General features: G+C 65.2%; 25 protein-coding genes and 1 pseudogene. 8 read left to right on the top strand and 18 right to left on the bottom strand.

Annotation, left to right across the window (positions count from 1 at the left end; genetic code table 11):
* Positions 1-5 precede the first annotated feature (5 nt).
* The 5 genes and pseudogenes from atzF to AB0O58_RS05220 all read right to left on the bottom strand — a co-directional run.
* A pseudogene (atzF, locus tag AB0O58_RS05200) lies at positions 6-1,676 on the bottom strand (allophanate hydrolase); the annotation flags it as partial.
* Positions 1,666-3,690: a 5-oxoprolinase/urea amidolyase family protein gene (locus AB0O58_RS05205; protein ID WP_366237973.1), complete on the bottom strand. Its 2,025-nt coding sequence runs from the start codon at positions 3,688-3,690 to the stop codon at positions 1,666-1,668. The gene AB0O58_RS05205 and the pseudogene atzF, both read right to left, overlap by 11 nt.
* Positions 3,687-4,313, bottom strand: coding sequence for an urea amidolyase associated protein UAAP2 (locus AB0O58_RS05210; RefSeq protein ID WP_032373482.1), 627 nt, complete (start codon positions 4,311-4,313; stop codon positions 3,687-3,689). Before AB0O58_RS05210 ends, AB0O58_RS05205 begins: the two co-directional genes overlap by 4 nt.
* Positions 4,310-5,092: an urea amidolyase associated protein UAAP1 gene (locus tag AB0O58_RS05215; RefSeq protein ID WP_032400984.1), complete on the bottom strand. Its 783-nt coding sequence runs from the start codon at positions 5,090-5,092 to the stop codon at positions 4,310-4,312. Before AB0O58_RS05215 ends, AB0O58_RS05210 begins: the two co-directional genes overlap by 4 nt.
* Positions 5,093-5,098: 6 nt before the next feature.
* Complete coding sequence (locus AB0O58_RS05220; RefSeq protein ID WP_032373484.1) at positions 5,099-6,646, bottom strand: amino acid permease; 1,548 nt, start codon at positions 6,644-6,646, stop codon at positions 5,099-5,101.
* Positions 6,647-6,833: 187 nt separating this feature from the next.
* On the opposite strand from AB0O58_RS05220, the gene AB0O58_RS05225 reads away from it, so the two are divergent.
* The 4 genes from AB0O58_RS05225 to AB0O58_RS05240 are packed head-to-tail and all read left to right on the top strand — an operon-like array spanning position 6,834 to position 9,463.
* Entirely contained in the window at positions 6,834-7,535 is a 702-nt protein-coding gene (locus tag AB0O58_RS05225) for a TetR/AcrR family transcriptional regulator (RefSeq protein ID WP_032367727.1), read from the top strand.
* Positions 7,532-8,197, top strand: a complete 666-nt coding sequence (locus tag AB0O58_RS05230) for an SDR family NAD(P)-dependent oxidoreductase (protein WP_032367728.1) — start codon at positions 7,532-7,534, stop codon at positions 8,195-8,197. Before AB0O58_RS05225 ends, AB0O58_RS05230 begins: the two co-directional genes overlap by 4 nt.
* A 14-nt stretch (positions 8,198-8,211) precedes the next feature.
* On the top strand, positions 8,212-8,652 hold the full coding sequence (locus tag AB0O58_RS05235) for a cupin domain-containing protein (RefSeq protein WP_032373485.1): 441 nt from the start codon (positions 8,212-8,214) through the stop codon (positions 8,650-8,652).
* Positions 8,645-9,463, top strand: coding sequence for a fused MFS/spermidine synthase (locus tag AB0O58_RS05240; protein WP_366237974.1), 819 nt, complete (start codon positions 8,645-8,647; stop codon positions 9,461-9,463). Before AB0O58_RS05235 ends, AB0O58_RS05240 begins: the two co-directional genes overlap by 8 nt.
* 22 nt (positions 9,464-9,485) lie before the next feature.
* Here the strand turns inward: AB0O58_RS05240 and AB0O58_RS05245 are convergent, their stop codons facing one another.
* Positions 9,486-10,838, bottom strand: coding sequence for an 8-oxoguanine deaminase (locus AB0O58_RS05245; protein ID WP_176457184.1), 1,353 nt, complete (start codon positions 10,836-10,838; stop codon positions 9,486-9,488).
* A gap of 81 nt (positions 10,839-10,919) precedes the next feature.
* Between AB0O58_RS05245 and AB0O58_RS05250 the strand changes: the two genes are divergently transcribed.
* Positions 10,920-11,216, top strand: a complete 297-nt coding sequence (locus AB0O58_RS05250) for an antibiotic biosynthesis monooxygenase (RefSeq protein WP_027495153.1) — start codon at positions 10,920-10,922, stop codon at positions 11,214-11,216.
* Here AB0O58_RS05250 and AB0O58_RS05255 read toward each other — a convergent pair.
* Genes AB0O58_RS05255 through AB0O58_RS05270 form a run of 4 tightly spaced genes read right to left on the bottom strand, consistent with a single transcriptional unit; the run spans position 11,194 to position 17,288 of the window.
* Positions 11,194-13,014, bottom strand: coding sequence for a bifunctional diguanylate cyclase/phosphodiesterase (locus AB0O58_RS05255; RefSeq protein WP_230595188.1), 1,821 nt, complete (start codon positions 13,012-13,014; stop codon positions 11,194-11,196). The genes AB0O58_RS05250 and AB0O58_RS05255 overlap by 23 nt on opposite strands.
* A gap of 55 nt (positions 13,015-13,069) precedes the next feature.
* Positions 13,070-15,439, bottom strand: coding sequence for a lysylphosphatidylglycerol synthase transmembrane domain-containing protein (locus AB0O58_RS05260; RefSeq protein ID WP_283541988.1), 2,370 nt, complete (start codon positions 15,437-15,439; stop codon positions 13,070-13,072).
* A 9-nt stretch (positions 15,440-15,448) separates the two neighbouring features.
* Positions 15,449-16,036, bottom strand: a complete 588-nt coding sequence (locus tag AB0O58_RS05265) for a GNAT family protein (RefSeq protein WP_032367733.1) — start codon at positions 16,034-16,036, stop codon at positions 15,449-15,451.
* The gene (locus AB0O58_RS05270; RefSeq protein ID WP_032373488.1) at positions 16,005-17,288 is read right to left on the bottom strand and encodes an MFS transporter; all 1,284 of its coding nucleotides are present in this window, start codon (positions 17,286-17,288) and stop codon (positions 16,005-16,007) included. Before AB0O58_RS05270 ends, AB0O58_RS05265 begins: the two co-directional genes overlap by 32 nt.
* 87 nt (positions 17,289-17,375) lie before the next feature.
* On the opposite strand from AB0O58_RS05270, the gene AB0O58_RS05275 reads away from it, so the two are divergent.
* Together AB0O58_RS05275 and AB0O58_RS05280 are read left to right on the top strand one after the other, a co-directional pair.
* Entirely contained in the window at positions 17,376-17,690 is a 315-nt protein-coding gene (locus AB0O58_RS05275; RefSeq protein WP_027495157.1) for a helix-turn-helix transcriptional regulator, read from the top strand.
* Between the two features lie 34 nt (positions 17,691-17,724).
* The gene (locus tag AB0O58_RS05280) at positions 17,725-18,894 is read left to right on the top strand and encodes a macrolide family glycosyltransferase (RefSeq protein ID WP_032373622.1); all 1,170 of its coding nucleotides are present in this window, start codon (positions 17,725-17,727) and stop codon (positions 18,892-18,894) included.
* Here the strand turns inward: AB0O58_RS05280 and AB0O58_RS05285 are convergent.
* The 6 genes from AB0O58_RS05285 to AB0O58_RS05310 form a co-directional block, all read right to left on the bottom strand.
* A complete protein-coding gene (locus AB0O58_RS05285; protein WP_032373489.1) occupies positions 18,887-19,345 on the bottom strand; it encodes a hypothetical protein in 459 nt (152 codons plus the stop codon). The genes AB0O58_RS05280 and AB0O58_RS05285 overlap by 8 nt on opposite strands.
* Before the next feature lie 19 nt (positions 19,346-19,364).
* A complete protein-coding gene (locus AB0O58_RS05290) occupies positions 19,365-19,688 on the bottom strand; it encodes a hypothetical protein (RefSeq protein WP_032373490.1) in 324 nt (107 codons plus the stop codon).
* 57 nt (positions 19,689-19,745) lie between these two features.
* Positions 19,746-20,489 carry an AIM24 family protein gene (locus tag AB0O58_RS05295; protein WP_027495161.1) on the bottom strand — a complete coding sequence of 248 codons (744 nt, stop codon included), beginning with the start codon at positions 20,487-20,489 and terminating at the stop codon, positions 19,746-19,748.
* A gap of 9 nt (positions 20,490-20,498) precedes the next feature.
* Positions 20,499-21,176: an AIM24 family protein gene (locus AB0O58_RS05300; protein WP_027495162.1), complete on the bottom strand. Its 678-nt coding sequence runs from the start codon at positions 21,174-21,176 to the stop codon at positions 20,499-20,501.
* 1 nt (position 21,177) lies between these two features.
* A complete protein-coding gene (locus tag AB0O58_RS05305; RefSeq protein WP_027495163.1) occupies positions 21,178-21,786 on the bottom strand; it encodes an AIM24 family protein in 609 nt (202 codons plus the stop codon).
* A 65-nt stretch (positions 21,787-21,851) separates the two neighbouring features.
* Positions 21,852-22,829, bottom strand: coding sequence for an LLM class F420-dependent oxidoreductase (locus tag AB0O58_RS05310; RefSeq protein WP_032368006.1), 978 nt, complete (start codon positions 22,827-22,829; stop codon positions 21,852-21,854).
* A 59-nt stretch (positions 22,830-22,888) separates the two neighbouring features.
* Between AB0O58_RS05310 and AB0O58_RS05315 the strand changes: the two genes are divergently transcribed.
* Complete coding sequence (locus tag AB0O58_RS05315) at positions 22,889-23,266, top strand: VOC family protein (RefSeq protein ID WP_287452175.1); 378 nt, start codon at positions 22,889-22,891, stop codon at positions 23,264-23,266.
* Between the two features lie 10 nt (positions 23,267-23,276).
* Here AB0O58_RS05315 and AB0O58_RS05320 read toward each other — a convergent pair whose 3' ends face one another.
* On the bottom strand, positions 23,277-24,401 hold the full coding sequence (locus AB0O58_RS05320) for a trypsin-like peptidase domain-containing protein (RefSeq protein WP_366237975.1): 1,125 nt from the start codon (positions 24,399-24,401) through the stop codon (positions 23,277-23,279).
* Positions 24,402-24,439: 38 nt separating this feature from the next.
* A complete protein-coding gene (locus AB0O58_RS05325; RefSeq protein WP_283541992.1) occupies positions 24,440-25,984 on the bottom strand; it encodes a metallophosphoesterase in 1,545 nt (514 codons plus the stop codon).
* Positions 25,985-25,993 lie beyond the last annotated feature (9 nt).

The following is a 25,993-nucleotide window of genomic DNA, read 5'->3' on the forward strand; positions in this document are numbered from 1 at the left end:
ACGCGCCAACCGCCGAATTCGGTGATGTCGGTGCCCTTCTCGGCCGCATCGTGGGCGCAGCAGAACCCGGTGACCCAGCGTCCGTCCGACAACTCGACCGGACCGAGGCCCATCGGCGCGGGCAACCCGGCGAGGAAGGTGCCGAGCGCGGCAGCGGACATCCGGTACAGCTCTCCGGCAATGGGTGCGCCGTGCCCTTCCCGCCGCACCAGACCGGGCTTGGGCGGTGTGGTGTGCAGATCCACGAGTCGGTAGTCCGCAGATGTGGTCACCTCGCCGCTGAACCGTGCGCCCCGATCGGTCAGCTGGCTGTGCACCGGGAACCCGCGTAGGTGTGCCCCTACGGCCAGCACCTCGATGCCGTCGTCGATCAACGAGGGTGACGGCGCTTCGCTCAGCCGAGCAGCGAGGTCGATGGCGATCTGATCCTCGAACGCAGGCACGACGAACATCACTCCGAACGGGTTGTCCTCGGGCGTCGGGGCACCGGGGACGGCCACCGCAGCCATGTCGAGCAGGTTGCAGAAGTTGGTGAACGTGCCGAGGCGTCGGTTGATGCCGACCGGATCTGCCTGCACTGCAGCGATACTCGGGTGCTCGGTGGTGGTGGGCAGCAGCAGACCGTCGACATCGCGCAGCAGTTCACGGGCAGCAGTCTTGGCCTGGGTGAGTGTGCCCAGATCGTCCACGTAACGGTGCGCGGACGGGCCAGCTGCAGAGCGGACGATGGCAGCGACCGTGGGATCGGCACCGTCCGGAGCGGTGTCGAGAAATTGTCCGACGGCCGAATAGCGCTGCGCCACAATGGCTCCGTCGTACAGCAGTGTAGCCGCATCGAGCAGCCCCGAGATATCGACCTCGATGTGGGTGAAGCCCTTGTCGGCCAGGCCTGCGACCGTCTCCTCGAATGCCCGACGGTATGCCGGGCTCAGCGATACCAGATCCGCGGCACGCGGAACGGCGACCCGGGGTTCCGGCGACGCGGCCAGTCGTACGTCGGCGGGCCAGGCCCGGCTGCGTGGATCGGTGGTGGTCGGACCGGTCATGACTTGGATTGCTGCCGTGGCACTGTCGAGATCGTGGGCCAGAACGGTGACGCAGTCGTAGTCGGCGCAGGCGGGAACGACGCCGGTGTTCGGCACGATCCCCAGTGTCGCCTTGATGCCGACGAGTCCGTGGAACGCGGCGGGGACTCGCCCGGATCCGGCTGTGTCGGTGCCGATTCCGATGTCCGCGATCCCCAGTGCCACCGCCACTGCCGAGCCGGAACTGGACCCGCCCGAGACCAGCGTGGGGTCCCAGGCGCAGCGCACTGCTCCGTAGGGGCTGCGGGTGCCGACCAGTCCGGTGGCGAACTGGTCCAGGTTGGTCTTGCCGAGTATCAGAGCGCCCTGGCTCGTCAATCGCTCGATGGCGACGGCGGAGATTGCTGGTGTGTAGGCGAATTCGGGGCACGCCGCAGTAGTGGGCAGACCGGCGACGTCAATATTGTCCTTGACGGCAACCAGCACGCCGGCGAGCGGCAGATCTGCACCGGCCGCGAGCGCCTCGTCCAGCGACACCGCCTCGGCCAGTACGTCGTCCTCGTCGCGCAGGGTGATCCACACCTCGGGTCGGTCGACCTCCGCTATTCGCTTGTAGGCCTGCAGAACTCGTTCTCGTACCTCAGGCAGCATCGATCTTGCCTCTCTTGTCGAATTCTCCGGCTGCCGACCACGCGTCCCGCTCGGCCCCGAAGGCCACGGCCTGAGTCGCGCGGAACTCCGCGATGGACTCGGCGTTGGACTCGAGGAAGTTCTCGTGCTCGGCGAGCGAGAACTCACCGTCGGTGATCTCGACTCCACCGCCTCGGCCTGCAGCGAGATCGGCGCGCAGGTCCATCAGCTCCTCGGGTTCGACCGAGTACCAGGAGATTCGGTCGAAGAACCGCAACAGCCACGGGGTTCCTTCCTCGAACGGGCCTCCGCTGTACGTGGCACTGTGGTTCCACACCTGCGTGGTTCGGCCGACGAACTGGTATCCGCCGGGACCCTCCATGCCGTAGATGCAGAGGTATGCCCCGCCGATGCCGACGGCATTCTCCGGCGTCCACGTGCGTGCCGGGTTGTACTTCGTCGTCACCAGGCGGTGACGCGGATCCAGCGGAGTCGCCACCGGGGCACCGAGGTACACGTCACCGAGCCCGAGCACCATGTAGTCCGCCGCGAAGACGGTATCGAAAACGTCTGCGACGGAACCGAGTCCGTTCATCCGCCTGATGAACTCGATGTTCCAGGGACACCACGGGGCGTCGGCGCGCACACCGTGCATGTATCGCTGGATCGCTTCCCTGGTCGACGGGTCGTCCCACGAGAGCGGGAGCCGAACCTGACGGCTGGGGACCACGAGTTCCGAGGCGGCAGGCAGATCATCCTCGACCTCGGCGAGCAGACCCATCAGCGAATCGATCGACAGCACATCGGGATTCACCTTGACCTGCAGTGAGCGGATGCCGGGGGTCAGATCCAACAGGCCTCGGGGCGCGATGGCTTCGACACGCTGATGCAGCGCGTGCACCCGTGCTCGCAGGGTGAGGTCGAGCTTCATGTCGCCGTATTCGACCAGCACGTTGTCGTCACCGGATCGCCGGTATGTGACGCAGGTATCGGCGTCACGCCGAGCGATGACGCCGTCGTCCCCGTCGCCGCCGGCGGAGAAGACTGCGGGCAATGATGCGCGCCGTGCGAGGCCGAGCGATCCCAGCGGCGCGGTGGCTGCAGCCCGGACCGGCACGAATCGGATGGTGTCGCCGGGACGAAGTTGGCCGAGCTTCCAGCGTTCGGCCGCGACAACGGTGACAGGACAGACGAATCCGCCGAGACTGGGTCCGTCGGGGCCGAGCAGGATCGGGGTGTCGCCGGTGAAGTCCAATGCCCCGACGCTGTAAGCGTTGTCGTGGATGTTCGACGGGTGCAACCCCGCCTCGCCGCCGTCGGCGCGAGCCCACTGCGGCTTGGGTCCGATCAGCCGAACTCCGGTGCGATCGGAATTGAAATGCACCTCGTAACGGGTGGCGTACAGGGTGTCGATGTCGTCGCGGGTGAAGAACTCGGGTGCTCCGTGTGGGCCTTCGGTGACGGCGATGTCCCAGTTGGACGTGAGCACCGGCAGGTGTTCCATCGGGATCGGTCCGAGGACGGCGGAGTTGTCGGAGCGGCCGGCCAGTCCGATGATGTCTCCCTCGCCCAGGATGCCGCCGCGATGTCCGCCGAACTTGCCGAGCGTGAATGTCGCTGCGCTGCCGAGGTAGTCGTCGACGTCGAGGCCGCCCTGGATCAGGACATACACCCGCAGACCGTGTCCGGTGGTGGTACCCACGTCCAATGTTGCTCCGGCAGGTACCAGAACCGGTTTCCACTGCGCGGCCGATCGGCCGTCGATGCGCACCGGAACGGAGGCGCCGGTCACACAGACGTAGGTATCGGCGTCGAACGTCAATGCCGGCCCGGCCATGGTCGATTCGAGTCCCGGTGCACCCTCGGGATTGCCGAGCGCGGTGTTGCCGAGCCGGAACGACAGATCGTCCATCGGACCCGACGGCGGCACGCCCACCTTCCAATATCCGACGCGTCCCGGCCAGTCCTGGACCGTCGTGATCATGCCGGGCCGCTGCACGGTCATCTTGGCGGCCTTACTGTTCACAGCGGTCATGATCGCGTCACGATCATCTGCACCGCGGTTGGGTCGAACCCGTTGCAGGGGTTGTTGATCTGCGGGCAGTTCGAGACCAACACCAGGGTGTCGATCTCTGCGCGCAGCGAGAGCGTCTTGCCGGGGGCCGACAGACCGTCGACGATGCCGAGGGTGCCGTCGGCGTCGACGGGGACGTTCATGAAGAAGTTGATGTTGGGGGCCAGATCTCGCTTGCCGAGTCCCCACTTGGAACCCTCGATGAGGAAATTCTCGACGCACGCGTGCTGGTGTTGGGTGTGATGGCCGTAGCGCAGGGTGTTCGATTCCTTGGAGCACGCACCGCCGACGGTGTCGTGGTTGCCGACCTCATCGTCGATGATCGTCATCAGAGGTGTCGAATCATCGCTGCGAAGAACGGTTCTGGTGGTCAGGAACAGGTTCTGTTGCGCGGTGACGGTCGCGGCCGCGGAGTATCGCAGTGAGTGATCGTGTGCGGCGTACAGCAGGGTGTCCACGGCCTGATTGCCGTAGAGGTCGACGATGGTCAGGACGTCGCCGGCCTCGACGATTGCCGACCAGGGGCCGAACGCGGGAGCGATCTCGTCTCTCACTGTCACCGTGTTCACTGTGCTGGTAGTCATTGCGCTGCCTTCCATGCGTTTTCGGTGTTCTGCACTGCTCGTTGGTATTCCGGCTCGGTGTTGTCGAGTGTGAGCAGCTCTTCCGGTGCGCGCCAGGCCAGTACGTCGAGTGTCGTCGTGTCGTACTCGGGACTGGGGTTCAGTGGGTGAGCGGTGTTGGCGAGCAACACGATCACCGGCAGGTGGATGAGCAGATCCACCGAGCGGCCGGGTCCCGCAGAGCCGGTGCTGACGAGGCTCCCGTCCGCGTCGACGGTGATGCCGTGGAAGAACGACAGTGACGGTCCGACGTCGCGCGGCTCGAGTCCGTGCTTGGCCGCGGCAAGGGTGAACAGCTCGCGGCCGGCCGGAGCGGACGAATGCGGTCCGTTCACTCCGTATTTGGCGATGTTCGTCGCCGTGGACGTGGTACCGCACAGCGCGTCGTGGTGACCGGAGGTGTCGGCCACGATGGTTGCCAGCACGCGGCCCTGATCCGAGAGCAGGGGGTGGCCCGCGCTCAGGTACGCCTGCCACGGAACCTTGACGGTGTCGGCGGTGTTCAGGCGCTCCCACGGTGCGTCGACGCGATAGAGCAGCAGGTTGGCACAGGCGGCACCGTCGACGTCGACGAGGCGCAAGCGGGTTCCGCGAGCCAGAACCTTCGTGGTGTAGCTGCCGCCGGGCACCGATTCTGCCCACGTCAGTTCCGACACGCCCTCCGGTGCGGTGGGGGCCGGTGCGAGGGTCGCCTGCGACCGCGCGTGTTCCTTGGCCGAATGGGTGGTTGCTGTGCTCATGAGACTTCAGGCTCCGATCGTGACGGGCTTCGGGTGGGCTTTGCCGCGGGGCAGGCAGGCGATGCCCACGACGATCACTGCGAGGACGGTCAGGGGTGCGGCCCAGCGCAGCAGCGGGAATTCGCCGGTGGGGTCGAAGATTTCGGCTCGTGGCCACGACAGGTTGACCACCATGAGCCCGCCGTAGAGAACTGCGGCGATGTTGACCGGCAGGCCGAGGCGGCCGAGGGTGAAGAGCTTCTCGCCGTCGCTGTCCTTCTGCACGCCGCCGTGCGGCCAGCCTTTGAGTCGCTGGATCAGCAGCGGGACGGTCACCATCATGTAGGCGAGGTAGATGAGCACGATGCAGACGCTCGACAGGGTCGTGAAGATCGCGGAGTTGCCGACGTTCACGGCGAGGATGGCTACGCAGGCCAGGCCGATCAGCACCGAGGGTGCGATGGGAGTTCCGGTGCGCGAGTTGACCTTGGCCAGTGCAGCGGATGCGGGCAGTCGTCCGTCACGGGCCATGGAGAACATCAACCGGGAGGCTGCGGTCTGGATGGCGAGGGTGCAGATGAACACGGCGATGGCGACGTCGACGAGCAGGACCTTGCTCCACGGCGAGGTGAGAATCGAATCGATGACGTACGGAAGTCCCTGCGTCGCAAGCGCACCGTCGGTGAGGCTGGGTGCGGCCATCAGTGCGCCGACGATCATCAGGCCACCGCCGAGTGCCGATGCCGACAGCGCGAGGCGAATGGTGCGCGGTGCGACGCGTCGGGGATTGCGGGTTTCCTCGGCGAGCTCGCCCGCCGAGCCGAAGCCGACCATGACGTAGGCGGCCATCAGACCCGAGACGATCCAGGCCCCGATGTAGCCGGGATCTGCTCCGGCACTGCCGGTGTCGAAAACCACCTGCGGGCCGCGCTCGGCATGGGTGAAGAACACCAGCACGAGAGCGATGACGCCGACGATCTCGCAGGTGACGCCGATGCTGTTGATGCGCGACATCCAGTTCACGCCGATACAGTTGATGGTGGTCGTGAGTACCAGCAGAATCGATCCCAGCACAACGGCATTGGCTGCTCCGCTCGACGAGGTCAGCGCGGTGTCCTCACCGATGAACTGGAATCCGCCCCAGATGCTGGGCAGCACCACCTGCAACGCGATTGCGGCGGCGGAGGCGGTGACGATCTGCGCGATGATCATGAACCACCCGGCGAACCACCCGACCAGTTCACCGCCCATGCGCCGGGACCAGTGGTAGATGGCCCCCGAGATGGGGTAGCGCGCGGCGAGTTCGGCGAAGTTCAAGGCGACCATGAACTGGCCGAGGAACACCAGCGGCCAGGTGAGGAAGAAGGCCGGGCCGCCGAAGCTGAAGCCGAGGCCGAAGAGCTGGAAGATGGTGGTCAGGATCGAGACGAACGAGAAGCCGGCGGCGAACGACGCGAACTTGCCGAGGCTACGGTGCAGCTGCTGGTCGTACCCGAGGGACGCAAGATCCGAATGGTCCGTCGTACGAACCGGTTCCGATCCCGCGCCGGGGGCCGGCAATGTTGTCGAGCTCATGTTCACTCCTACGGGCGAGGTGGGTGGTGAGTGACCGCCCGCTGCATCGCCGAGGCGGGTTTCTGTCAGTTGATAGTTTTCGGCACCGCCGTTCCCGGGCGGTGTCCGCCGTGAAACAAGCTCGTTTCGTCTATTTCGATCAGATGACAGAAATCTCACCGTCACGTGGACCTGACAAGATGCAGTCATGACCGGCGCAGGCAGACCACGGCTGAGCACAAAGAAGCGGGCAGGAGACACCGCTCGCGAGGAAATACTCGACGCCTCGGCTGAGCTGTTCACCACGCGCGGATTCACCAACACCTCGACCCGCGTCATCGCCGACGCCGTTGGATTGCGTCAGGCCTCGCTCTATCACCACTTCGCCACCAAGGACGACATCCTCGACGCCCTGCTCAGTGGCACCGTCGACGCGCCGTTGGCCGTTGCGCAGCGAATCCACGATTCCGGAGCCGAGGCCCCGACCCAGATGTACGCCCTCGCCTACTTCGACGCCGGGCAGCTGGCCGCGTCCACCTGGAATCTGGGCGCCCTCTACCTGCTGCCCGAGTTGCGCAGTGAGCGTTTCGAGGCCTTTCGAGACCACCGCTACACACTGATGAGCCTGTATGCGGCCATCGCGTCCGACACGGTGGTTCAGCTCGGTTCCGAGCGTCGGCCGGGCACCGAGGACCTGCCGTTTCGCCTGGTGGAGACCGTGGTGAACGCGCGTGCCGACCGCGAGAACGGACGCCGCGACCCGACGGTGGATGCGGCGGGGATTGCCGAGGCCGCCCTGCGGGTGCTCGGCTGGACCGCGGATGTCACCGCGTTGCACGACAGTGCGGAAGCCCTGCTCGAGACGGTCGTCGGAATAGTCGAGGATTCTCGCTCCTTGCATTCGACATGACATCGATAGCAATAGTCGGAGCAGGTGCAGGTCTCGGAGCAGCAGTGGCGCGTAAGTTCGGCGCGGAGGGCTTCTCGGTCGGCCTCATCTCCCGCAACCGGTCCCGTGTCGACGCACTCGCTGATCAGCTCGCTGCCGACGGTGTATCCGCCAAGGGATTCGTCGCCGATGTGCGCGATCCGGCCTCCATCGCCGCAGCGCTCGAGCAGGTCACAGAAACCCTCGGCCCCATCGAGGTGCTGCAGTACAGCCCGCTTCCGCAGAAGGACTTCATGCGGCCCGTGCTCGAGACCACCCCGGCCGACATGGTCGGTCCGGTCGAGTTCTCCATCTACGGACCCATCGCCGCCGTTCATCAGGTGCTGCCGGGAATGCGCTTCCTCGGCAAGAACAAGGGCACGATCCTGTTCGTCAACGGCGGCTCTGCCGTGAAGCCCGGTCGTACCGTCACCGGCACATCCATCGCGTTCGCAGGTCAGGCCGCCTATGCGCAGCTGCTCAACGAGGAGTTGGCCGCGGAGGGAATCCAGGTGTCGCAGTTGATCATCGGTGGTGCCATCGACGGTAGCGATCCGCAGAAGAGCCCGGAGGCTCTCGCCGAGCAGCTGTGGAGCCTGCACACCGAGCGCGACAGGTTCCGGGTTCAGGTCGCCACGGACTGACTAGGCTTGCCGGCATGACATCGTTGCCCGACTGGGCTCAGAGCCTGGACCTTGCACCCCACCCGGAGGGTGGATGGTTCAAGGAGACCTGGCGCAGCGAGGTCACGATTCCACAGGCAGCTCTGCCCGACGGTTATCCCGGTCCCCGCGTGGCAGGGACGGCAATTCTGTTCCTGCTCATGCCCGGTCAGCAGTCGGCCTGGCACACCGTTCGCGGCACCGAGATGTGGCTCTATCACCGGGGCAGTCCGGTGCAACTCGACCTGGGCAGTGATGGAACCCAGCCGGGTGAGGTGACCTCGCTGCTGGTTGCACCCGAATCTCCGCAGCAGATCGTGCCACCGTCGGTGTGGCAGCGGGCGCGTCCGATGGGCGACGAGCCGAGCTTGGTCAGCTGCACCGTCACCCCGGGATTCGATTTCGAGGACTTCCGGCTCGAGGACTCCCATGGGTAGGAAGCGTGAGTCCGCTGGAGGGCTGAAGCCCGGCCTGTTCGAAATCGACTCGGGCACCTGCGAACTGGTGCGCGATACCTTCTCCGACGACGGGTGGGTCGTCAACGTGAACGACGTCCCGAGCTCGCACATCGACATGAACGACCCGACCGTGCTGGAGTTCGAGTACATGCGGTGGATCTCGGGACTGGTTCGGGCGCAATGGGATTCGAGCTTCGCGCTGCGGGCGCTGCATCTCGGGGGCGGGGCCTGCACGCTGGCGCGCTCGTTCACCGCCGAGTTCCCCGGTGCACGTCAGGTGGTGGTGGAGCTCGACGGGAAGCTCTCGGAGCTGGTTCGTGAATGGTTCGACTTGCCGCGGGCACCGCTGCTGCGTATCCGCGTGGGTGAAGCCAGAGCGGTCACCGAGACCTTGAGTGAGAACAGTCGTGACCTGATCGTGCGAGATGTGTTCGCGGGAGCGGTTACTCCGCCTCCGCTGCTCACCGCCGAGTTCACCGAGCATGTTCGACGCGTTCTCTCGCCCGCCGGCATGTACGTCGTCAACTGCGGTGATCGACGCGATCTCTCGCTCGCGAAGCAGGAGGCGTCGACCGTCGGAAGTATCTTTCCGCACACGGCTATCGTCGCCGATCCTGCGATGCTCAAGGGCAGGCGCTACGGCAACATCATCATTGTCGGCAGTGACGTCCCGATCGGAGACTCCCCGGCTCTGGCGCGGGAGCTTCTCGGCGGAGCAGTTCCGGCGCATGTGTGGTTGACCGACGAGGTCACGACTTTCGCGCGTGATGCAAAGGTGTTGCGGGATTGAAGTACTGGGTTCCAAGACCCGCTCACAGCACGTCCTGCGCGAGTGTCATCAGGCGACGGTGCGCATCGGCTCCGGCGCGGCCTATTTCGTCCTGCGGTGCGCTGATCAGGACGTCGTTCTCGACGATCGTTCGACCGCCCACCATCAAGCGAGCAAGCGGTGGCGTCTGCCCGTAGGCGAACGCGACCACAGGGTCGTCCACGGCCGAGTAGAAACCATCGGTGCGCCAGATGGCGATGTCGGCCAGCTTGCCGACCTCGAGCGAACCGATCTCGCTCTGCCGTCCCAGTACCTTTGCACCGCCCAGGGTTCCGATCTCGAGTGCCTGACGCGCGGTCAGTGCTGTCGGACCGTACTTGGCTCGCTGCATGTACATCGCCTGGCGGACCTCGCCGGCAAGCGGCACCATCTCGGCCGAAGCGGAACCGTCCACACCGAGGCCGACGGGTGCGCCGGCCGCGAGCAGGTCCGAGATTCGCGCGATGCCTGCGCCCAGACGTGCATTGGAACTCGGGCAGTGCGCAATGCCGGTGCCGGTGGCCGCCATCTTCGCGATGTCGGAGTCGTGCAGGTGTACCGCATGGGCGAACCACACGTCGTCACCGAGCCAGCCGACCTGCTCCATGTATTCGACCGGGGTGCAGTTCATCTGAGCGAGGCAATGCTCCTCCTCGTCCAGAGTCTCGGCCAGATGGGTGTGCAGCCGAACACCTTTTGCGCGGGCGAGTTGTACGGACTCGACGAGCAGTTGCTTGCTGATCGAGAACGGGGAGCACGGCGCGACGGCGATGCGGAGCATAGAGCCGAAGGCGGCGTCGTGATAGGTGTCGATGGCCTCGGCGGTAGCGGTGAGGATGTCGTCGAGCGTTTCGACCACCTCGTCGGGCGGCAGACCGCCGTCGGAGACACCCCGGTCCATCGAGCCGCGGCACGGCTGAAATCGGACGCCGATGCGCTGAGCCGCGTCGATCTCGGCGGCGAACAGGTCGCCCCGGCCCTTGGGGAAGATGTAGTGATGATCGGTGCTCGTCGTGCATCCCGATTTCGCCAGCCAGCCGAGGCCGGCAGCAGCTGCGCCACCGACGACCTCGGCATCCATCTTCGACCATGGCTTGTACAGCGCCACAAGCCATTCGAAGAGCGTGTTGTCCTTGGCGAGACCTTGAGAGGCCCACTGATAGAGGTGGTGATGGGTATTCACCAGTCCAGGCGTGACGAGGCAGCCGGACGCGTCGATGTTCTCTGCCCCGGCGAGGACCGGTGCCGAGCCGGATCCCACGGCGGTGATCTTCGTTCCTTCGATCACGAGATAGCCGGAGGGAATCTCGTCGCCGACAATGGGGGCGATATACGCATTGGAGATCACGGTGGTCATGTGTCGTCGGCCTTTCGAGTTGCTGCGACATCGTAAGCCCGCCGGAGCGTCGGCGCAGCGGAGCGGGTCTAGGGTGACGGTATGGCTCTCATTGCACAGTTGGATCTGACGTTCAAGCCCGAATCCCTCGCCGAAGCACGGGCGCTGCTGCGGACCGTTCTCGCGGACACCCGCGCGTTCGAGGGGTGCCTCGGCGTCGAGGTGTGGGTCGACGAAGAGAACGAAGCGCACGTCGTCGCGCACGAGACGTGGGAATCGGCGGAGGCCGACGCGAAGTACCGCGAGTTCCGCGCCGGACCGGGCAAGATCGTCGAATTGCCGCCGCTGCTCGCCGCAGCACCGTCGTTGACGAAATTCACCGTCGATTCCTCGGTGTAGCGGATTCGTCGATCCGGCCACCGGCCACGGTGGCCGGTTGTGGTCGACCGGTGAGGAACCCCTGCACCATGTCGGCACCGAGATCGGCCGCCACCCGCAATTCCGCGTCGGTCTCGACACCCTCCATGATCACGCCGGCACCGATCTGTCGGGCGAAGTCGATGATCGCCGTGGCCGCGGCGCGACGGAACGAGTCCCGATCGATTCCGTGCACGAGTGCGTAATCGATTTTGAGGGTGTCGGGCCTGAGCTCGACGATGTGGCGCATACCGGCGAATCCGGCTCCGACGTCGTCGATGGAGATTTGGACCCCCGCGTCGCGCAGACCCTCGATGGCGCGGGTCACCGCACGGTAGTCGTCGACGCGTTCGTGCTCGGTGATCTCGAGGTGGAAGGTTCGGGTTGCCAGATGCGGACGCAACCGGTCGAGTAGGTCGGTGGTGCGGATGGTGTCGGCCGACGCATTGAGCGACACGAACGGCCCCGGTGGCAGCAGGTGAACATCCGCTAGTGCCCGTTCCAGTGCGGCGCGTTCGAGCCGTGGACCGACGCCGGCCTCGGCTGCGTCGCGGTACCACGACAGGGGCGATCCGTGGCCGAACGGGAACCGCGACAGTGCCTCGTAGCCGACGGTCGAACCGGTGACCGTGTCGCAGATGGGCTGAAAAAAGATGTCGGGACCGCCGGATGCGATGAGCGCATCGATTCTCTGCCTGGCCTGTTCGCGGGCGTCCGCTGCGGACAGTCCCGTCTCCGGAAACTTTCCCGAGGTCCGTGCTTTGAAGCGATACATCTCGATGTCGGCGAGAGCGATCAACCGTCGGACCAGTACATGTAGGCCGGTGTCGGCGGGTGGCGTCTCCACGGCCGAGCCCACACTGGTGGTGAACGGCGGGCCGTCGAACGATTCCTCCAGCGATGCGCGAATCCTGTTGTCCGATTCGGCAATGGACTCTCTGGTTCCGACGCTGACGACCACGAACTCGTCGCCGCCGAGTCGTGCGACCGCGGACTTGTCCCCCACCGCATAGGACAGGCGACGGGCGACCTCGACGAGCACTGCGTCACCGGAGGGATGGCCGAACCTGTCGTTGATGTGCTTGAACCGATCGATGTCGAGGACGGTCACTCCGACCGCTTGCTGTGCGCGATCCTCGGCTGGGGACAGGCGCAACGAGTCGACGGTATCGAGCAGCCCACGTCGGTTCCACAGGCCGGTCAACGGATCTCGCAATGCCCTCGCCGCGCTCGTTCGCAGCTGACCGATGTACGACTTGATCATGAAGGGTGCGGCGTAGAGGGATCCGATGGTGACCATTCGAGAAGTGGTGGACCATGGATCGGCGCCCTCGGAGACAGCCAGAGCAGCGAGGCCCGCGAGGGTCAGTGCGCCGATTGCCAAGTGAATCAACATGACACGGTGCGAGCTCGCGACGACGATGAACGCCGCGACGATCGAGAACATCGCGCAGCCCGGCATCGCGTCGAAGTGGGTTTGGAAGGCGAACAGAACGGTCACGATGCCGACGTCGGCGTAGAGGATGTAGACGATCGCCATCCTCGGGGACGCCCACGGCCGGAGGTACCAGGCAATCGCCACCGGCACCGTGGTGACGGACGCCAGGAGCACGGCGATCGACATGGGGTCGGAGAACTGACCGGCGGGGACCATCAGGGCCCCGGCGAGGCCGAACGTGAGCGTCATTCCGCTGATGAACAGCCGCACCCAGCGTTCCTCCGCGGTGGGTGCGAAGTCTCCCGGTTCGGAAATGGTGACGCCCTCCGTAGAACCAGCCACTAACCTGCGTGAACGCTAGCACCCACAACGGGCGCCGTAGTGGGGATGCAGCCGTTCAGACCATGTCGTGCTTGGTGAGCCAGCGCAACGTCGGCCAGCCGAGAAACACCGGTAACCAGCAGGTCAGTACGCGATAGAGCAGCACGGACGGGACTGCGATGGAGGCGGGGAGACCGAACGCGGCAAGCCCGCCGATGAGGGCTGCTTCCACGGCCCCCACACCGCCCGGCGTCGGGGCGGCCGAGGCCAATGTGCCACCGATCATCGTCACCACTGTCACCGTCACGAACGTCGTTCCGCCGCCGAACGCCTCGACACTCGCCCACAGGGCGAGCGCAGCACCCAAAGTGGTTGCGGCGCAACCCAATATGATGATCGAGAACCGTTTCGGGTCGCGGGCGAGTTCGCCGAGCTCGGTGAGCACTTCGGCAACCTGGGGCCGGACGGCCACTTTCAGCCACAGTCGCAGCTTGGGCACGAACATGAAGGTCCCGACGACTCCGAATGCGACGCCGGCGATGAGGTACAGCACGGTGTTGCCCGGCACCATGTTGGACAGCCCCGACGACGTTCCGGCGACGACGCTGAAGAAGATCAACAGGCTGACATGGGTGATCACCTGAACCGACTGTTGCAGTGCCACAGCGGCCGTCGCGCGGACGGTACCCAATCCACCCTTTTGCAGAAAGCGAACGCTCAGGGCCAGGCCACCGACGCCCGCAGGTGTCGTGGTCGCGGCAAAAGTGTTCGCTACCTGCATGATCGTCAGATTCCGGAAGCTGACCTTGCCGAATGCGCAGGCCCACAATGCGGCACCCGCACCGATGTAGGTCAGTGCGGAAACGGCCAGACCGAGAAGTGCCCACCACCAGTCGACCGAGCCCAATTCGACGACGAACGCGGGAACTGCACTGATGAACGGGTAGGCGACGTAGACCAATCCGATCAGCAACACGAGCGAGATGATCTGGTTGCGACTGAACCGAGTGACCTGCTCGGCCTCGATACTCGCGGCGCCGGTCTGATCGAGCACTTCGAGCCGGACGGACTTCATCGTCTTCCCGGCATCGGCAACCGACTGGCGCACCCGAAGGGGGATGGCGGACTTGGTCAATCGACCGGACGCCGCGATCACGACGTCGATTCCCAATACCTCGACGGCGGTGGCCACGGCGCGATGGGAGCCGAAAAGGTCTGCGGTGGTGAGTAACAGCTGTGCGACGTCGGATTGCATCTGGGCGTCCGACGCGCCGAGTTCTGCGTGCCCGAACCCGCAGAACAGTGCCGCGCCGTTGTGGAGCCGCAGTTCACCCCGATGCAGGTCACCGTGCGAGATCTGGTTCTCGTGCAACGTGTTCAGAGCCGACCAGAGAGCTCTGAGCGCGGCATCGTCGAGCTCGGCTTCGATGGGGTCGCCGATGGGCTGGCTGTGTGCGTACAACGTCCAGCCGCGGTCGAGTGCTGCTACCGCCAACGGGTCGCTGCCTGCGGCGTTCATACTCTTGATGGCCAGGCCCATCAATGCGCGATGCTCGACGGCGCGGCGCATGGACGCGTGCAACGGCGCTGTCTCGCTGCCGCGGCGGGTGATCCATCGCCAGAACTGGCGCAGCGCACCGCCACTGCGTTGGTTCTGTCCGTAGAGCTCGACCACCACATCGGCGTGCGGGGTGTGTGCGTTCAGCACCAACGGGCCCGGGCCCGCAGGGCGCACGACGGTGAAGCTGCGGACGTCGACGCCCCGGCTGCGGAACAGGCGCACGGCCGCGTCGAGTGGAACCTCCAGTGCCGGGGTGCCGACCAGCAGCACGATGATCGCACCGACGAGCCAACCGACGGCCAGCCCGAGCAGCGAACGGGCCGGGACCACCGTGGACACGACCAGGTGTATCGGTACGAAGGCGAGCAGCAGTGCCCACCATGCTCGACGCCACCGCGCGGGCAGGCCCGGGCCCGACACCGTGAGCGCCGCGGCGAGCATGGCGATCCAACGTGAATCGTCGAGGAATTGCGACAGGAACGTGTCGAGTCGCTCGGGCACGTCCAGGTCCCACGTCGGAGTCGAGATTCCGGTACCGGTGATGGACAGAGCCAGCGCGGCGATCAGAGCTGCTGCCGCGTACCCGGCCAACAGTTTCCATTTGCGTCCGGCGATCAGCCCGATCAACACCCCGAACGGGAGGGCGAGGATCGCGACGCCGTAGACGATGTAGACAGCGTTGGACTGATCGGGGCTGAGCACGCCGACGATGTTGGACACCGATTGTTCGAGTGCATCCCACTGATTTCGGGTGATGAGCGAGCCGGCGATGACCAAGCTCAAGAACACCGAGGCGGCAACGACCCGAATGATGTCACTGGTTCTTCTCACCAGCGGCTGCAGCAGGTTTCCCGCTACGGGAACGTCCCGCCCATCCACGCGCATGGGCTCAACTTACCGTGCGGTACGTCGACGGAGTTCGTTGCGCACGGCGGGCCATTCGGATTCGATGATCGAGAACACGACGGTGTCGCGCAGTGAACCGTCGGCCATGCGTTGGTGATTGCGCAGAATGCCGTCCTGCTTGGCTCCGAGTTTCGCGATGGCCGTCCGCGATTGGAGGTTCATCCAGTGGGTGCGGAATTCCACCGCGATACAACCGAGTTCCTCGAAAGCGTGCGTCAGCAACAGGAGTTTGCTCGACGCGTTGGTACCGGTTCCGTGGGCGGAGCGCGCATTCCAGGTGTACCCGATCTCGACGCGACGGTTGTTCGCATCGACGTTGCAGAAGGTCGTCGCGCCGAGAATCTGCCCGGTATCGTTGCGCCGCAAAGTGAATGGAAGCATGGTTCCCGCGTCGAGCAGTCCGAGCCGGCGATCTATCTCTGCGGCCATGTCTTCCGGTTTCGGAACGCTCGTGTACCAGAGGTTCCAGAGCTCGCCGTCGCGGGCGGCATCGCACAGCCCCTCGAGGTGATCGCGGCTCAGCGGCTCGAGGGTCACGAGGTCGTCAGTGAGGGTCACCGGTTGCAGAAAGGACATTGGCCGACGATACGTCCCGGCGTGGTGTTCGCAACAGCGAGAAGATCACCGCCGCGGTCACGACGAGAGCTACGACGACGATCGACACGACCTCGGTGTAGGCGTGCGCGTAGGCGTCGGCAAACCCGGGTCGTCCGGCTGCTGCGGCGTCGGCGTCGGCTCGGTCGGGTAGCTCGCCGCGGACCAGGACGGTCAACAACCAGGCATATCCGGCCACCATCAGGGCCTCGCTGCCGATGCGAAACAGGTTCAGCACGCCCGCAGCGGTACCGCTGCTGTGCGGCGGTACCGCAGCCAGTGCCTCGCCGTCCACCAAGCCGATCGGGAGTCCGAATCCGAGCCCCAACGCGATCATCGGGACCACGACGGCACCGAGCGGGACACCTGGTTGCAGTGCCAGCATGCCCAGATTGCCGAGGACGAGGCAGCCGAGGCTGACCAGCACGACCCGAGTGGGGGTGATGGCGTCGAACATGCGGCTCAGGCGGGCAACGGTCAGCGGAGCGAGCAGAACGGGGATGGTCATGGCCAGCATGAACACTCCGGCAAGCCCCGGCGTCAGCGACGCGACAGCGCTCAGCGCAGCGGGCAGATACGTGAGCAGCGTGACGAATCCGATGGCCCCGGCCACCGGAACGAGGCACAGGGCCAGGAATCTCCGGTTGCGCAGTAGCGAGAAATCGAGCAGGCGGTGCGCCGTCGATTCGGTTCGCAGAGGCGGCAGAGCGACAGTTCCGATGGCCGCCGCAGCCAGGACGACCGCCTGGGCGGCGAACACGCCCCGCCACTCGAACGCCGCGACGAGCAGCCCGGAGATGGTGGGCCCGAGTGCCAGACCGAGACCGTTCACGGTGCCGAACAGTGCGAACGCGGTTGCTCTGGCCGTGCCGTGGAAGTGAAGCGAGAGAATGGAAGTGGAGCCCACCAGAACCGCTGCGGCTCCGATGCCCGCGAACACCCGCGCGACATCGAGTAGGTACAACGACGGCGCGACGGCGCTGACCGCACTCGCGACGGCCGTCAGCACCACCCCGATGCGGAACGACGTGCGGTGACCGATTCGATCCGACACCGCGCCCCAGACGACGGTGAACAGCGCGAACGCGATGTTGAAGCCGTTGACGACCCACTGCAGAGGCGTCGGATCGGTGCCGAGGTCGCCGGCGATGACCGGGAGGGCGAGTGCAGTACCCGAGATGGACATCGGTACGACGAATTGAGCCGCGAGTACGACCGGTAGCACTGCTTTCATGTGTCCCCCTGAACCGTAGGTACGATGGTTGTCGTACTAGACCAGGTTTCAAGGTACGGCGCAAGTCGTACCTTGTAGGAGGAGCGCATGGCGGACAAGGACGGGCATCCCGAGCCCGAGGAAATGCAACTGGGTGCGGTGATGTCCGCGTTGGCCGATCCGTTGCGTCGCCAGGTGGTCACCGAACTCGTCGGCGACGACGACGGAGCCGAGCGGACGTGTATGTCGTTCGAGCTCGGTGTCACCAAATCGACTCTGACGCACCATTTTCGAGTGCTACGCGAGGCAGGCCTGGTGTTCCAGGTCGATCGCGGAAACAGTCGCAAAGTGACGCTGCGCCGCCACGAGCTCGAAGAGCGATTCCCCGGTCTGCTCGATCTGATCGCCAACGAAAACCGGTAGCCCCGCACCCTCTCCGCGTCCTACGGTGGGCGGCATGCACTTCGCGATGATCGGCACGACGGCGCCGAGCCACATCTACCCCTCGCTCGCCGTCGTCGCCGAATTGGTCCGACGCGGGCATCGCGTCACCTATGCCGTCGGCGAGTCGTTGCGGCACCTGGTCGAACCCGCTGGAGTGGAGGTGGTGGCGTTCCCGTCGATACTTCCCGACGGGGAGGGCTCCTGGCCGGACGACCCGGCGTCGGCGATGCAGGTGTTCCTCGACGAAGCGATCGCGTCCTTTCCGGTGCTCACCGCGTTCTACGACGACGATCAGCCGGATGTGATCCTCTACGACATCGGCGGCCTGACCGCCCCGATCCTCGGCGCCCGGTACGGCGTGACGGCCGTGCAGCTCTCCCCCACGTACGTCGCCTGGGACGGCTACGTCGAGGATCTCGGTGACGGGATGACCTCTGTCCGCGAGTCGACAACCGGCGTTGCGTATCGCGATACCTATGCGACCTGGTTGCGAGAGAACGACATCGACGCCGACCCGTGGGACTGGATCACGTACCCGGAGCACTGCCTGTCGTTGATCCCGAAAGTGATGCAGCCGAACGCCGATCGAGTCCCCAGCTCGGTGCAGTTCGTCGGCCCGTGTCTCGATCCGGTGCGACTGCACGACCGATCGTGGTCCGCGCCCGAGGGGCCCGTTCTCTACGTATCGTTCGGCACCGGGTACAACGAACGCCCCGACTTCTACCGGCTGTGCATCGAGACGTTCGCGAACACGGACTGGCACGTGGTGATCTCCATCGGCCGTCGCGTCGACCCCGCCGTACTTGGGGATCTATCCGCGAATGTCGAGGTCCACGAACATGTTCCGCAGCTCGCGGTGCTCGACGCCGCCACCGTGTTCGTCACCCACGCCGGAATGGGTGGGTGCACCGAAGCCCTGTGGTTCGGCGTACCGACAGTTGCCCTACCGCAGGCGGTCGACCAATTCGGCAACGCGGCGATGCTCACCGAACTCGGGGTGGGAGTGCACGTCGACTTCGACGGGGTGACGGCGACAGGACTGCGCCACGCCGTCGAACAAGCCCGGGGACTCGCGCCGCGCGCACGCGAGATCAGCGCCGAGGTACGTGCGCACGGCGGCGTCGACCAGGCCGCGAATGCGATCGAAGCATTCGGCGTCGATGCCGGCGGAGCGGCTACGTAGCCAGCGTCGCCAATTCCTCGAACGTCTCGGCGTACGTGTCGCGGACCTGATCCCAGGAAGCCGTCATGTCCACACTCTCCGGACCGGCGATCGGCAGCGCATAGCCGTACTGCGAGCGCGGCACCGGGCTACCGGGCAGAACGAGTACCTGCGTGAATGCCGCAGAATCGGGGTTGAACGTCAGAGTGTGCGAGGCGACGTTGCGTCCCCAATCCTCCGACGGCCACGACAGGAAGATCACGTGCCGAGGACTCTCGGCGGGGTCGGTGTACGAGACGTAGCTTCCGTAATGGTCTTCTCCCGGAGACATGATCTTGTACGCGCCGTTGTCGGTGTAGATCAACAACGCCTCGGCGAACGGCTTCTGATCGAACAGTGCGGTGTACCTCAGCGCCTGAACGAACACGGGCCGGCCCAACGGAATCGAGATTGCATCCTGCTGTGTAGTCACGAGAATCAAAGGTACCGATTCAGTCCTCCAGAACGCTGACGCTCACGCCGTAGGGCAGGAAACGAACCCGTCGACGCGGGTCGGTGTTGTCCTTGTGTGCCCGCAGCGCATCGAGTTCGGTGGCGTAGAGCTGATCGATCTGCGCCGAGCCGGCATCGTCGACGCTATAGATCGCCCAGACGCCATCACCCTTCTGGCCTGTGGTTTCCGGCTCCGGCGGGGCTTTGGGTGCTCCCGTGTCGGCGAACAGCGAGCCGACCACCTCGCGCAGGCCCTCGGTTGCTTCACGCGCGAACTTGTCGAAGTCGTCGGATCCGAATCCGAAGGGTCCCTGGTTGGCCATGGCGCTACCTCCTGAGTGAAACTCCAGTATGCGCGCTTTCTCCGAACGGACGAGAAGCTACTGCTGCAGTCGGGCCCCGATGGTGTTGTGCAGAGCCCGCAGTGAGTTCTGGCCGAGCGAGACCGTCTGCGATTCGATGTGCCGCAACAGATGGGTGTCGTTCAGAACCTTCTCGCTCGACTGGATCAGCACCGTGCCCGCGCCGGTGAAATCGAACTGACGCTCTTCCCCACTGTTGGCCCCGAGGAATCCGCGTGCTGCGCCGAGGAAGTTCTGCATCCAGGCGGCATCGAAGTGATGCGACGGCGACGGGCAATCCGCCCAACCGACAAGCGCTTCCGGGTCGATGCGTAGTGGCGGCTCGGCGAACATGACCGTGCCGTTGGACGAGGCGAGGAACTTGCCGGTACCGAGCAGGGTCAGGAAGCCGGGCACGATGGACTGCTTGAGGTCTAGAGTCGGCTCGAAGGCCAGCAGATTCGCGGCTCGGATCGTGAGGTTGCCGTCGTCGAGGTCGTAGCTGTTGATGTTGAACCCGCGATCGCCGAGGATCAGCTTGCCCTGCCCCTGCGCCAGCACCCAGTCGTTCGAGTACAGCGGCGACGAGAACCGCGCCGCCACGATGGCGGGCATGGACGTCTGCCCGAGCGGTTCGAAGCGAACATTGCCGTAGTACGCGATCATCGCGCCCTTCGACGTGAACCACGGCTGGCCTGCGAGTTCGACGCAGAACGCGTAGTCGTTACCGGGCACGTTGTCGTTGACCGGCAGGGTGTACGGGGTGTGAATGTCCAAACTCATTGCCGCTCCCTAGAACTTCTGCTCGGACGCCTGGACCCACACGGTGCCCATGCCCGTCATCTTCAGCTGGATCGCCTCTCCGCTGCCCTTACCCACGGCGTCACGCCACCCCACGTTGGCGGAGATGTCGACGTTGATGTTGCCGATGTGGCACACGTACGCCTGCGGATCGACCACGACCATGGGGTTGTTGGGCCCGACCTGCAGCGGAGTCGCGCCGCCGTGCGACAGAACCGCGACGCTGCCCTGGCCGGTCAGTTGTGTCGTGAACAGACCCTGCCCGGTCATGGCACCGCGCACTGCTCCGCGAACCCCGCCCTGAGAGGTGAGCGCAACGATGGAACTCTGCAGGTAGCCGTCGTGCACCAGGAGTCGGTCGGCTTCCACGGTGAGCATGGACGAGCCGTCGAGATGGATCACTTCGACGTACAGCCCGGCGTGGCCGTAGAAGACCTCGCCCTGACCCTCGGCGGCCATCATCGCCACGTGCTCGCCTGCCATCATGCGGCCGGCCATCCCCGCGACGCCGCTCATGCCGGGCATGGCACCCGCGCCCCCGCCCATGGAATGCGGGACGAACCGGACGTCGCCGGTGTAATAGAGCATCGATCCGCGCCGAGCCAGCACACTCTGATTCGGTGCCAGAACGGATTTGACGACTTTGCTGTTGACGAGTTCGAGCGGCACGTCAGCGCTCCTCGGGTTGGATGTAGACGACGCCCTGGCCGTCGAAGCGGAGTGAGAACGCCTCGCCGCTGCCGCCGCCGATGGCGGAGCGCCACGTGACGTCGGTGACGAAGCTCTGGTTGAGCTGTCCGCGATGGGCGACGAAGGCGTCGGGGTCGACGACGAGCGGATACTGCGGATCGACGGCGAGCGCGATGATCGGCCCACCCTTCGACAGCAGCGCCACCGTCCCGGAGCCGCTGACGACTGTGGTGAACAGTCCCTGCCCCGACGTCGCACCACGAAGGCCGGAGAACTTCACGTCCGTCTTCAATTGACCTGTGAGAGCAAGCAATTGAGACGATTCGACGTGCAGGTTGTCGCCTTGCACCTCGACGAGAGTGATGTCCTGGGCGTCGACCGCGAAGTACACGGTGCCTTTGCCGGACACGTCCATCAGCGACAACGACTCGCCGGTCACCTTTTGTTTGAGCGCGGCGCGAAAACCGCCGCCACCGCCCATGCCTGCGCTCTTGAAGGCGACATCGCCTTCGTAGGCAACCATCGAACCCGACATCGCGCGCAGAGAGTCACCGGTCAGGTCTGCGACCAAGACACGGTGCCCGTTCATCCTCAGCTGAGCCACGGGGGAACTATGCCACCGCTCGCACCCCCGCGGCTACTGCTGGAGAAAATCTAGACGAGCGGCTTCAGAGCCTTGCCCGCCAATTCGACGGCACCGGGCTGGTGTCCGTTGGTGATCAGGTTGATGATGACGCCGTCGATGCCCTGATCGAGTACGCGCTTCTGCACCTGCTCGGCAACATCGTCGGGCGTTCCGCAGAAGTGGCGATCGGTGGCCTTCGCTGCGTCCTCCTCAGAGAGATTCGTTAGATCGAGGCCCTGCTTCAGCACGAACTCCCGCTGCAACTCCTTGGCCTTGTCGCCGTCCTCGTCGATGATGACGAAGGCGAGGAAGCTCGTCTCGAGATCCTTCGGATCGCGGTCGACTTCCTCGCACCGGGCCTGAACGGCCGCCATCTTGCGGGGCAGTTCGTTTGCGTCGCAGATGATGTTGAGGTGATCGGCGAACTGGGCGGCCAGGCCGAAGGTCTTCTTCTCGCCGCCACCGCCCAACATGATCGGCAGATCATCGCGGATGCGGGGCTCGTTCATCGCGTTCTCGACCTGGTACCACAGGCCGTCGAACGTGGGACGCTGACCGCGCAGCATGGGTTCGATAATCTGCAGGGCCTCGTCGAGGCGCTCGAATCGGTCGGTGAACGTACCGAATTCGAGTCCGAAGCTCTGGTGCTCGAGTTCGTACCAGCCGGCACCGATACCGAGAATGGCCCGGCCGCCGCTGACGACGTCGAGGGTGGTGACGGTCTTGGCCAGGATCGCCGGGTTGCGATACGTGTTGCCGGTGACCAAGGCGGAGAGCTGGATGGTGTCGGTCGCCGTCGCGAGCGCCGACAGGGCAGAGTAGGCCTCGAGCATCGGCTCGTCGGGCTTTCCGATTCCGGGAAGTTGGTAGAAGTGATCCATCACGAACGCAGTGTCGAACCCGGCCGCTTCGGCCTCGCGCGCCTGCGCGATGACCTGGGGAAAGAGTTCCGCGACCGAACCGTCGTAGCTGAAGTTGGGCATCTGGTAACCGAGGCGAATAGTCACGGGAGCCACGCTACTCGGATATCGGCCCACAGCACGTGGGAGAGCGCGATAATTCGTCCATGACCACCATCGATCTGGCCCGAGCACCGTTCTCCGGATTCGCCGTCGACGACCTGCCGGCAGCTCGCACGTTCTACGCGGACACCCTCGGTCTCGAGGTGACCGAGAACGAGATGGGGATGCTCGAACTTCACCTGGGAGCGGCGACGGTACTGATCTATCCTCGTCCCGGTCACGTGCCGGCGCAGTACACCATCCTCAACTTCCCGGTGGTCGACATCGAGGTCGCAGTGGGTGCTTTGATCGCCAAAGGAGTGGTGTTCCAACAGTATCCGGACATGGGCACCGACGAGAAGGGGATCTTCCGGCACGGCGGACCGCTCATCGCCTGGTTCACCGATCCGGCGGGCAACGTGTTGTCGGTGCTGCAGGACTGAACTCGACCGCTCAGGCAACCGGGGTCCCTTCCGCCAAAGCTGTTGTCGCGGAACGTCGTACGCCCCGGGGATCGACCCACTCGACGACGGCGACATCACCGGGGTGCCGTCCGATGAGGGCCTGGGCCAGATCCGACGACGAACCGACACCGGTACCGTCGAAGGCGACGATCACATCGTCGCCGGACAGTCCGATTGCCGAGGCCGGAGAATCGGTAGCCACCGTCACCACCTCGGCACCCATCGCCGGCTTGTTGTCGAACACGGACACATCTCGCACCGACACCCCGAAGTACGGGGTCGGGCCCACATGAACCGTCCCGCCGGACTGCCCCGCGACGACCTGATCGAGTACGGCAGCAGCCTCCGCGATCGGAACCGCATACGCCTCGGGGGCCTGCGGGGGCCTGCTCTCGGAGCCGGTGCGCGCCTCGTCCGAGAGCCCCGCTGTATTGACGCCCACCACACGACCCCAGGCATCGAACAGTGGGCCACCCGAATCACCCGCTCGCACATCGGCATCGACTCGAATCATCCGATCCAGAGTGTTCCGCGAACCGTCCACCGAACTACGGGTACGCACCTGCTGATCCAGAGCCGTCACCGCACCCGGGGCAGGCACCAGAACACCTGCGCCAGCAGCATTCCCGACGGCAGTGACCGCATCCCCCACCTCGGGAGGTGAGTCCGGAGCGAACTCGACCACCGGCAGGTCGGCCGCGGAAATCAACCGCATGACCGCCACGTCACGAGATTTGTCGTAACCGAGCACGGTGGCGTCGTAGATCAGTCCGTTGCCCATGTGCACCGCGCTGATCTCGGTCGCGTTTTCGACGACGTGGAAGTTGGTGAGCACCAGGCCGTCCGGGGCGACGACGAAGCCGGTACCTGCGACGCCGAAGTAGCCGGCGGTGGCGGAGATCGTGACGACGGTGGGGTTCACTCGCGCCGAGAGGTCCTCGAGAGTGAGCGGGGGCGGCTCGACGACGGGGATGGACGTTACCTCGGGGGCCTGCAGCTGGACGTCGGTGCCGACAATTCCGGGACTCAGCACTCCGGGACTCAGCGGCGTGGCGAGGAACCAGACACCGGCGGCGACCAGCGTCAGTACCCACGCTCGCCCACCCGACTGCATGAAAATCGATTATGGTCCGATGCCGAGCACCGTGCCAGTCAGTCTGCGATCACCGCTCGGGGCACGTCGGCGCGCAGTGTGAAGTCGGTGACGAATTCGCCGTCCTCGGGACCGTATCGATTCTTGATGTCGTAGCTCTCGACGTCGAACGCGTCGAGGGCCGGCGAATGGGTCGTGACGGCCATCGAGCCGCTGTCGATGTCGAATTGGAGCAGACGTTGGAAGCCGGTGCTGCGTTCGCCGTCGACCTCGAAGTACTGATAGTCGGCCAGCAGCTGCACGACGGAGCGGTCGGTCTCTCCGACATGCTCGTCCACGACCGCGACCTGGCCGTCGACGTGCCCGGACAGGACGAGGAAGACGGTCTCGTGTGGAACGACCAGTCGATTCCAGATCTGCTGGCCGGAGCTCGACCCGATGTCGCCGAACCCCATCAGTTTCTTCTCGCCGAGTTCGTCGAGGTAGTAGTGCGTGCCGATGACGACATTGCGGTCGGGGTTCTCGTCGAGAACTCGTTCGGCCCACTGCATGACCTTTTCCGGCGGGTTGTAGCCGATGTAGAGCATCAAGAACTTTGCTCCGGCAATATCGACCAGGTCGTAGTGCGCCGAATTGTCCTCGTCGGTGAACGAACCGCCCCAATAGGGTTGATCCCGATAACGCTGAGGGCCGAAGTACTCGTTGTAGAGCGCGTGATTCTTCTCGTGCTCCCCCGGGACCAATTTGCCCGCAACGTTCCAGATGTTGTCGTGGTTACCGGGCAGAACGCCGTGGGCGATGCCGGCATCCTCGAGGATCTGCATCGATTCGCTGGCGGCCTCGAACTCCTTGCGCGCCTGGCCATCCGGACGCCCCGGGCTGATCCAGCTCTGAATCAGGTCGCCGGTGTGCATGCTGTAGTCGATCTTCAGCTCGTCGGCGTTGTCGGCGGTCCACTGCGTCATCTCCGAGTACACGCCGGGATCGTCACGGGCGATGTACTGCGTGTCGGTGATGTGCTGAAGCGCGAAATCGTACGTGCTCGGATCGGCGAAGCTGCTGTCGGGGCGCGCGTTGGTTTCGGCGAAAGAACGATCTGCACGCGGGTTGTCGATGACCAGTACTTCGACAGTGCCTCTCTCGGTATAGATCTCGGCACTCAATTCCACCGAACCGCCGGGCGCAACCGGGTCGGCCGTGGCAATGGCCGGACCCCACGTGTTGCCCGACTCGTCCCATACATGCAACGCCAGATCGTTGGTGTTCACCGATCTGCCGGACCACGTCAGCGTCGCCGTGTCCGTACCCGGCGCGAACGTCGCGGTGTAGCGGAGGTAGGGATATTCGTCCCACCCCGAGGTTCGCATCTCCGTTGTCGACGACTCGACACCGACCTCGTGAGTCGGCGGATTCGGCGCGTCTGCGACACCCGCGACCATGGACGTGGTGATCGCTGCGGGCACCGTCGTCAAACCGATCCCCGGTATTGCAGCCGCCTGGCGAGGCGTCGGGTGGTCGCGGGGCTCGGCAGCCGCATCGGCACCGGTGAGGGCGAGCAGCACACAGGTCAGCGCCAGGGAGCCGAATGCCGATGGGCGCTTCATGCCATCGAG

Source organism: Rhodococcus sp. NPDC080181, assembly GCF_040702225.1.
Lineage (GTDB): Bacteria > Actinomycetota > Actinomycetes > Mycobacteriales > Mycobacteriaceae > Rhodococcoides > Rhodococcoides fascians.

Bases quoted from the DNA above. Each gene is read 5' to 3' on its own strand.
- AB0O58_RS05250 (WP_027495153.1), top strand. From the start codon at position 10,920: ATGGCTCTCATTGCACAGTTGGATCTGACGTTCAAGCCCGAATCCCTC.
- AB0O58_RS05225 (WP_032367727.1), top strand. From the start codon at position 6,834: ATGACCGGCGCAGGCAGACCACGGCTGAGCACAAAGAAGCGGGCAGGA.
- AB0O58_RS05275 (WP_027495157.1), top strand. From the start codon at position 17,376: ATGGCGGACAAGGACGGGCATCCCGAGCCCGAGGAAATGCAACTGGGT.
- AB0O58_RS05270 (WP_032373488.1), bottom strand. From the start codon at position 17,288: ATGAAAGCAGTGCTACCGGTCGTACTCGCGGCTCAATTCGTCGTACCG.
- AB0O58_RS05320 (WP_366237975.1), bottom strand. From the start codon at position 24,401: ATGCAGTCGGGTGGGCGAGCGTGGGTACTGACGCTGGTCGCCGCCGGT.
- AB0O58_RS05235 (WP_032373485.1), top strand. From the start codon at position 8,212: ATGACATCGTTGCCCGACTGGGCTCAGAGCCTGGACCTTGCACCCCAC.
- AB0O58_RS05280 (WP_032373622.1), top strand. From the start codon at position 17,725: ATGCACTTCGCGATGATCGGCACGACGGCGCCGAGCCACATCTACCCC.
- AB0O58_RS05260 (WP_283541988.1), bottom strand. From the start codon at position 15,439: ATGCGCGTGGATGGGCGGGACGTTCCCGTAGCGGGAAACCTGCTGCAG.
- AB0O58_RS05230 (WP_032367728.1), top strand. From the start codon at position 7,532: ATGACATCGATAGCAATAGTCGGAGCAGGTGCAGGTCTCGGAGCAGCA.
- AB0O58_RS05245 (WP_176457184.1), bottom strand. From the start codon at position 10,838: ATGACCACCGTGATCTCCAATGCGTATATCGCCCCCATTGTCGGCGAC.
- AB0O58_RS05215 (WP_032400984.1), bottom strand. From the start codon at position 5,092: ATGAGCACAGCAACCACCCATTCGGCCAAGGAACACGCGCGGTCGCAG.
- AB0O58_RS05220 (WP_032373484.1), bottom strand. From the start codon at position 6,646: ATGAGCTCGACAACATTGCCGGCCCCCGGCGCGGGATCGGAACCGGTT.
- AB0O58_RS05265 (WP_032367733.1), bottom strand. From the start codon at position 16,036: ATGTCCTTTCTGCAACCGGTGACCCTCACTGACGACCTCGTGACCCTC.
- AB0O58_RS05305 (WP_027495163.1), bottom strand. From the start codon at position 21,786: ATGAACGGGCACCGTGTCTTGGTCGCAGACCTGACCGGTGACTCTCTG.
- AB0O58_RS05240 (WP_366237974.1), top strand. From the start codon at position 8,645: ATGGGTAGGAAGCGTGAGTCCGCTGGAGGGCTGAAGCCCGGCCTGTTC.
- AB0O58_RS05315 (WP_287452175.1), top strand. From the start codon at position 22,889: ATGACCACCATCGATCTGGCCCGAGCACCGTTCTCCGGATTCGCCGTC.
- AB0O58_RS05205 (WP_366237973.1), bottom strand. From the start codon at position 3,690: ATGACCGCTGTGAACAGTAAGGCCGCCAAGATGACCGTGCAGCGGCCC.
- AB0O58_RS05295 (WP_027495161.1), bottom strand. From the start codon at position 20,489: ATGAGTTTGGACATTCACACCCCGTACACCCTGCCGGTCAACGACAAC.
- AB0O58_RS05325 (WP_283541992.1), bottom strand. From the start codon at position 25,984: ATGAAGCGCCCATCGGCATTCGGCTCCCTGGCGCTGACCTGTGTGCTG.
- AB0O58_RS05210 (WP_032373482.1), bottom strand. From the start codon at position 4,313: ATGACTACCAGCACAGTGAACACGGTGACAGTGAGAGACGAGATCGCT.
- AB0O58_RS05290 (WP_032373490.1), bottom strand. From the start codon at position 19,688: ATGGCCAACCAGGGACCCTTCGGATTCGGATCCGACGACTTCGACAAG.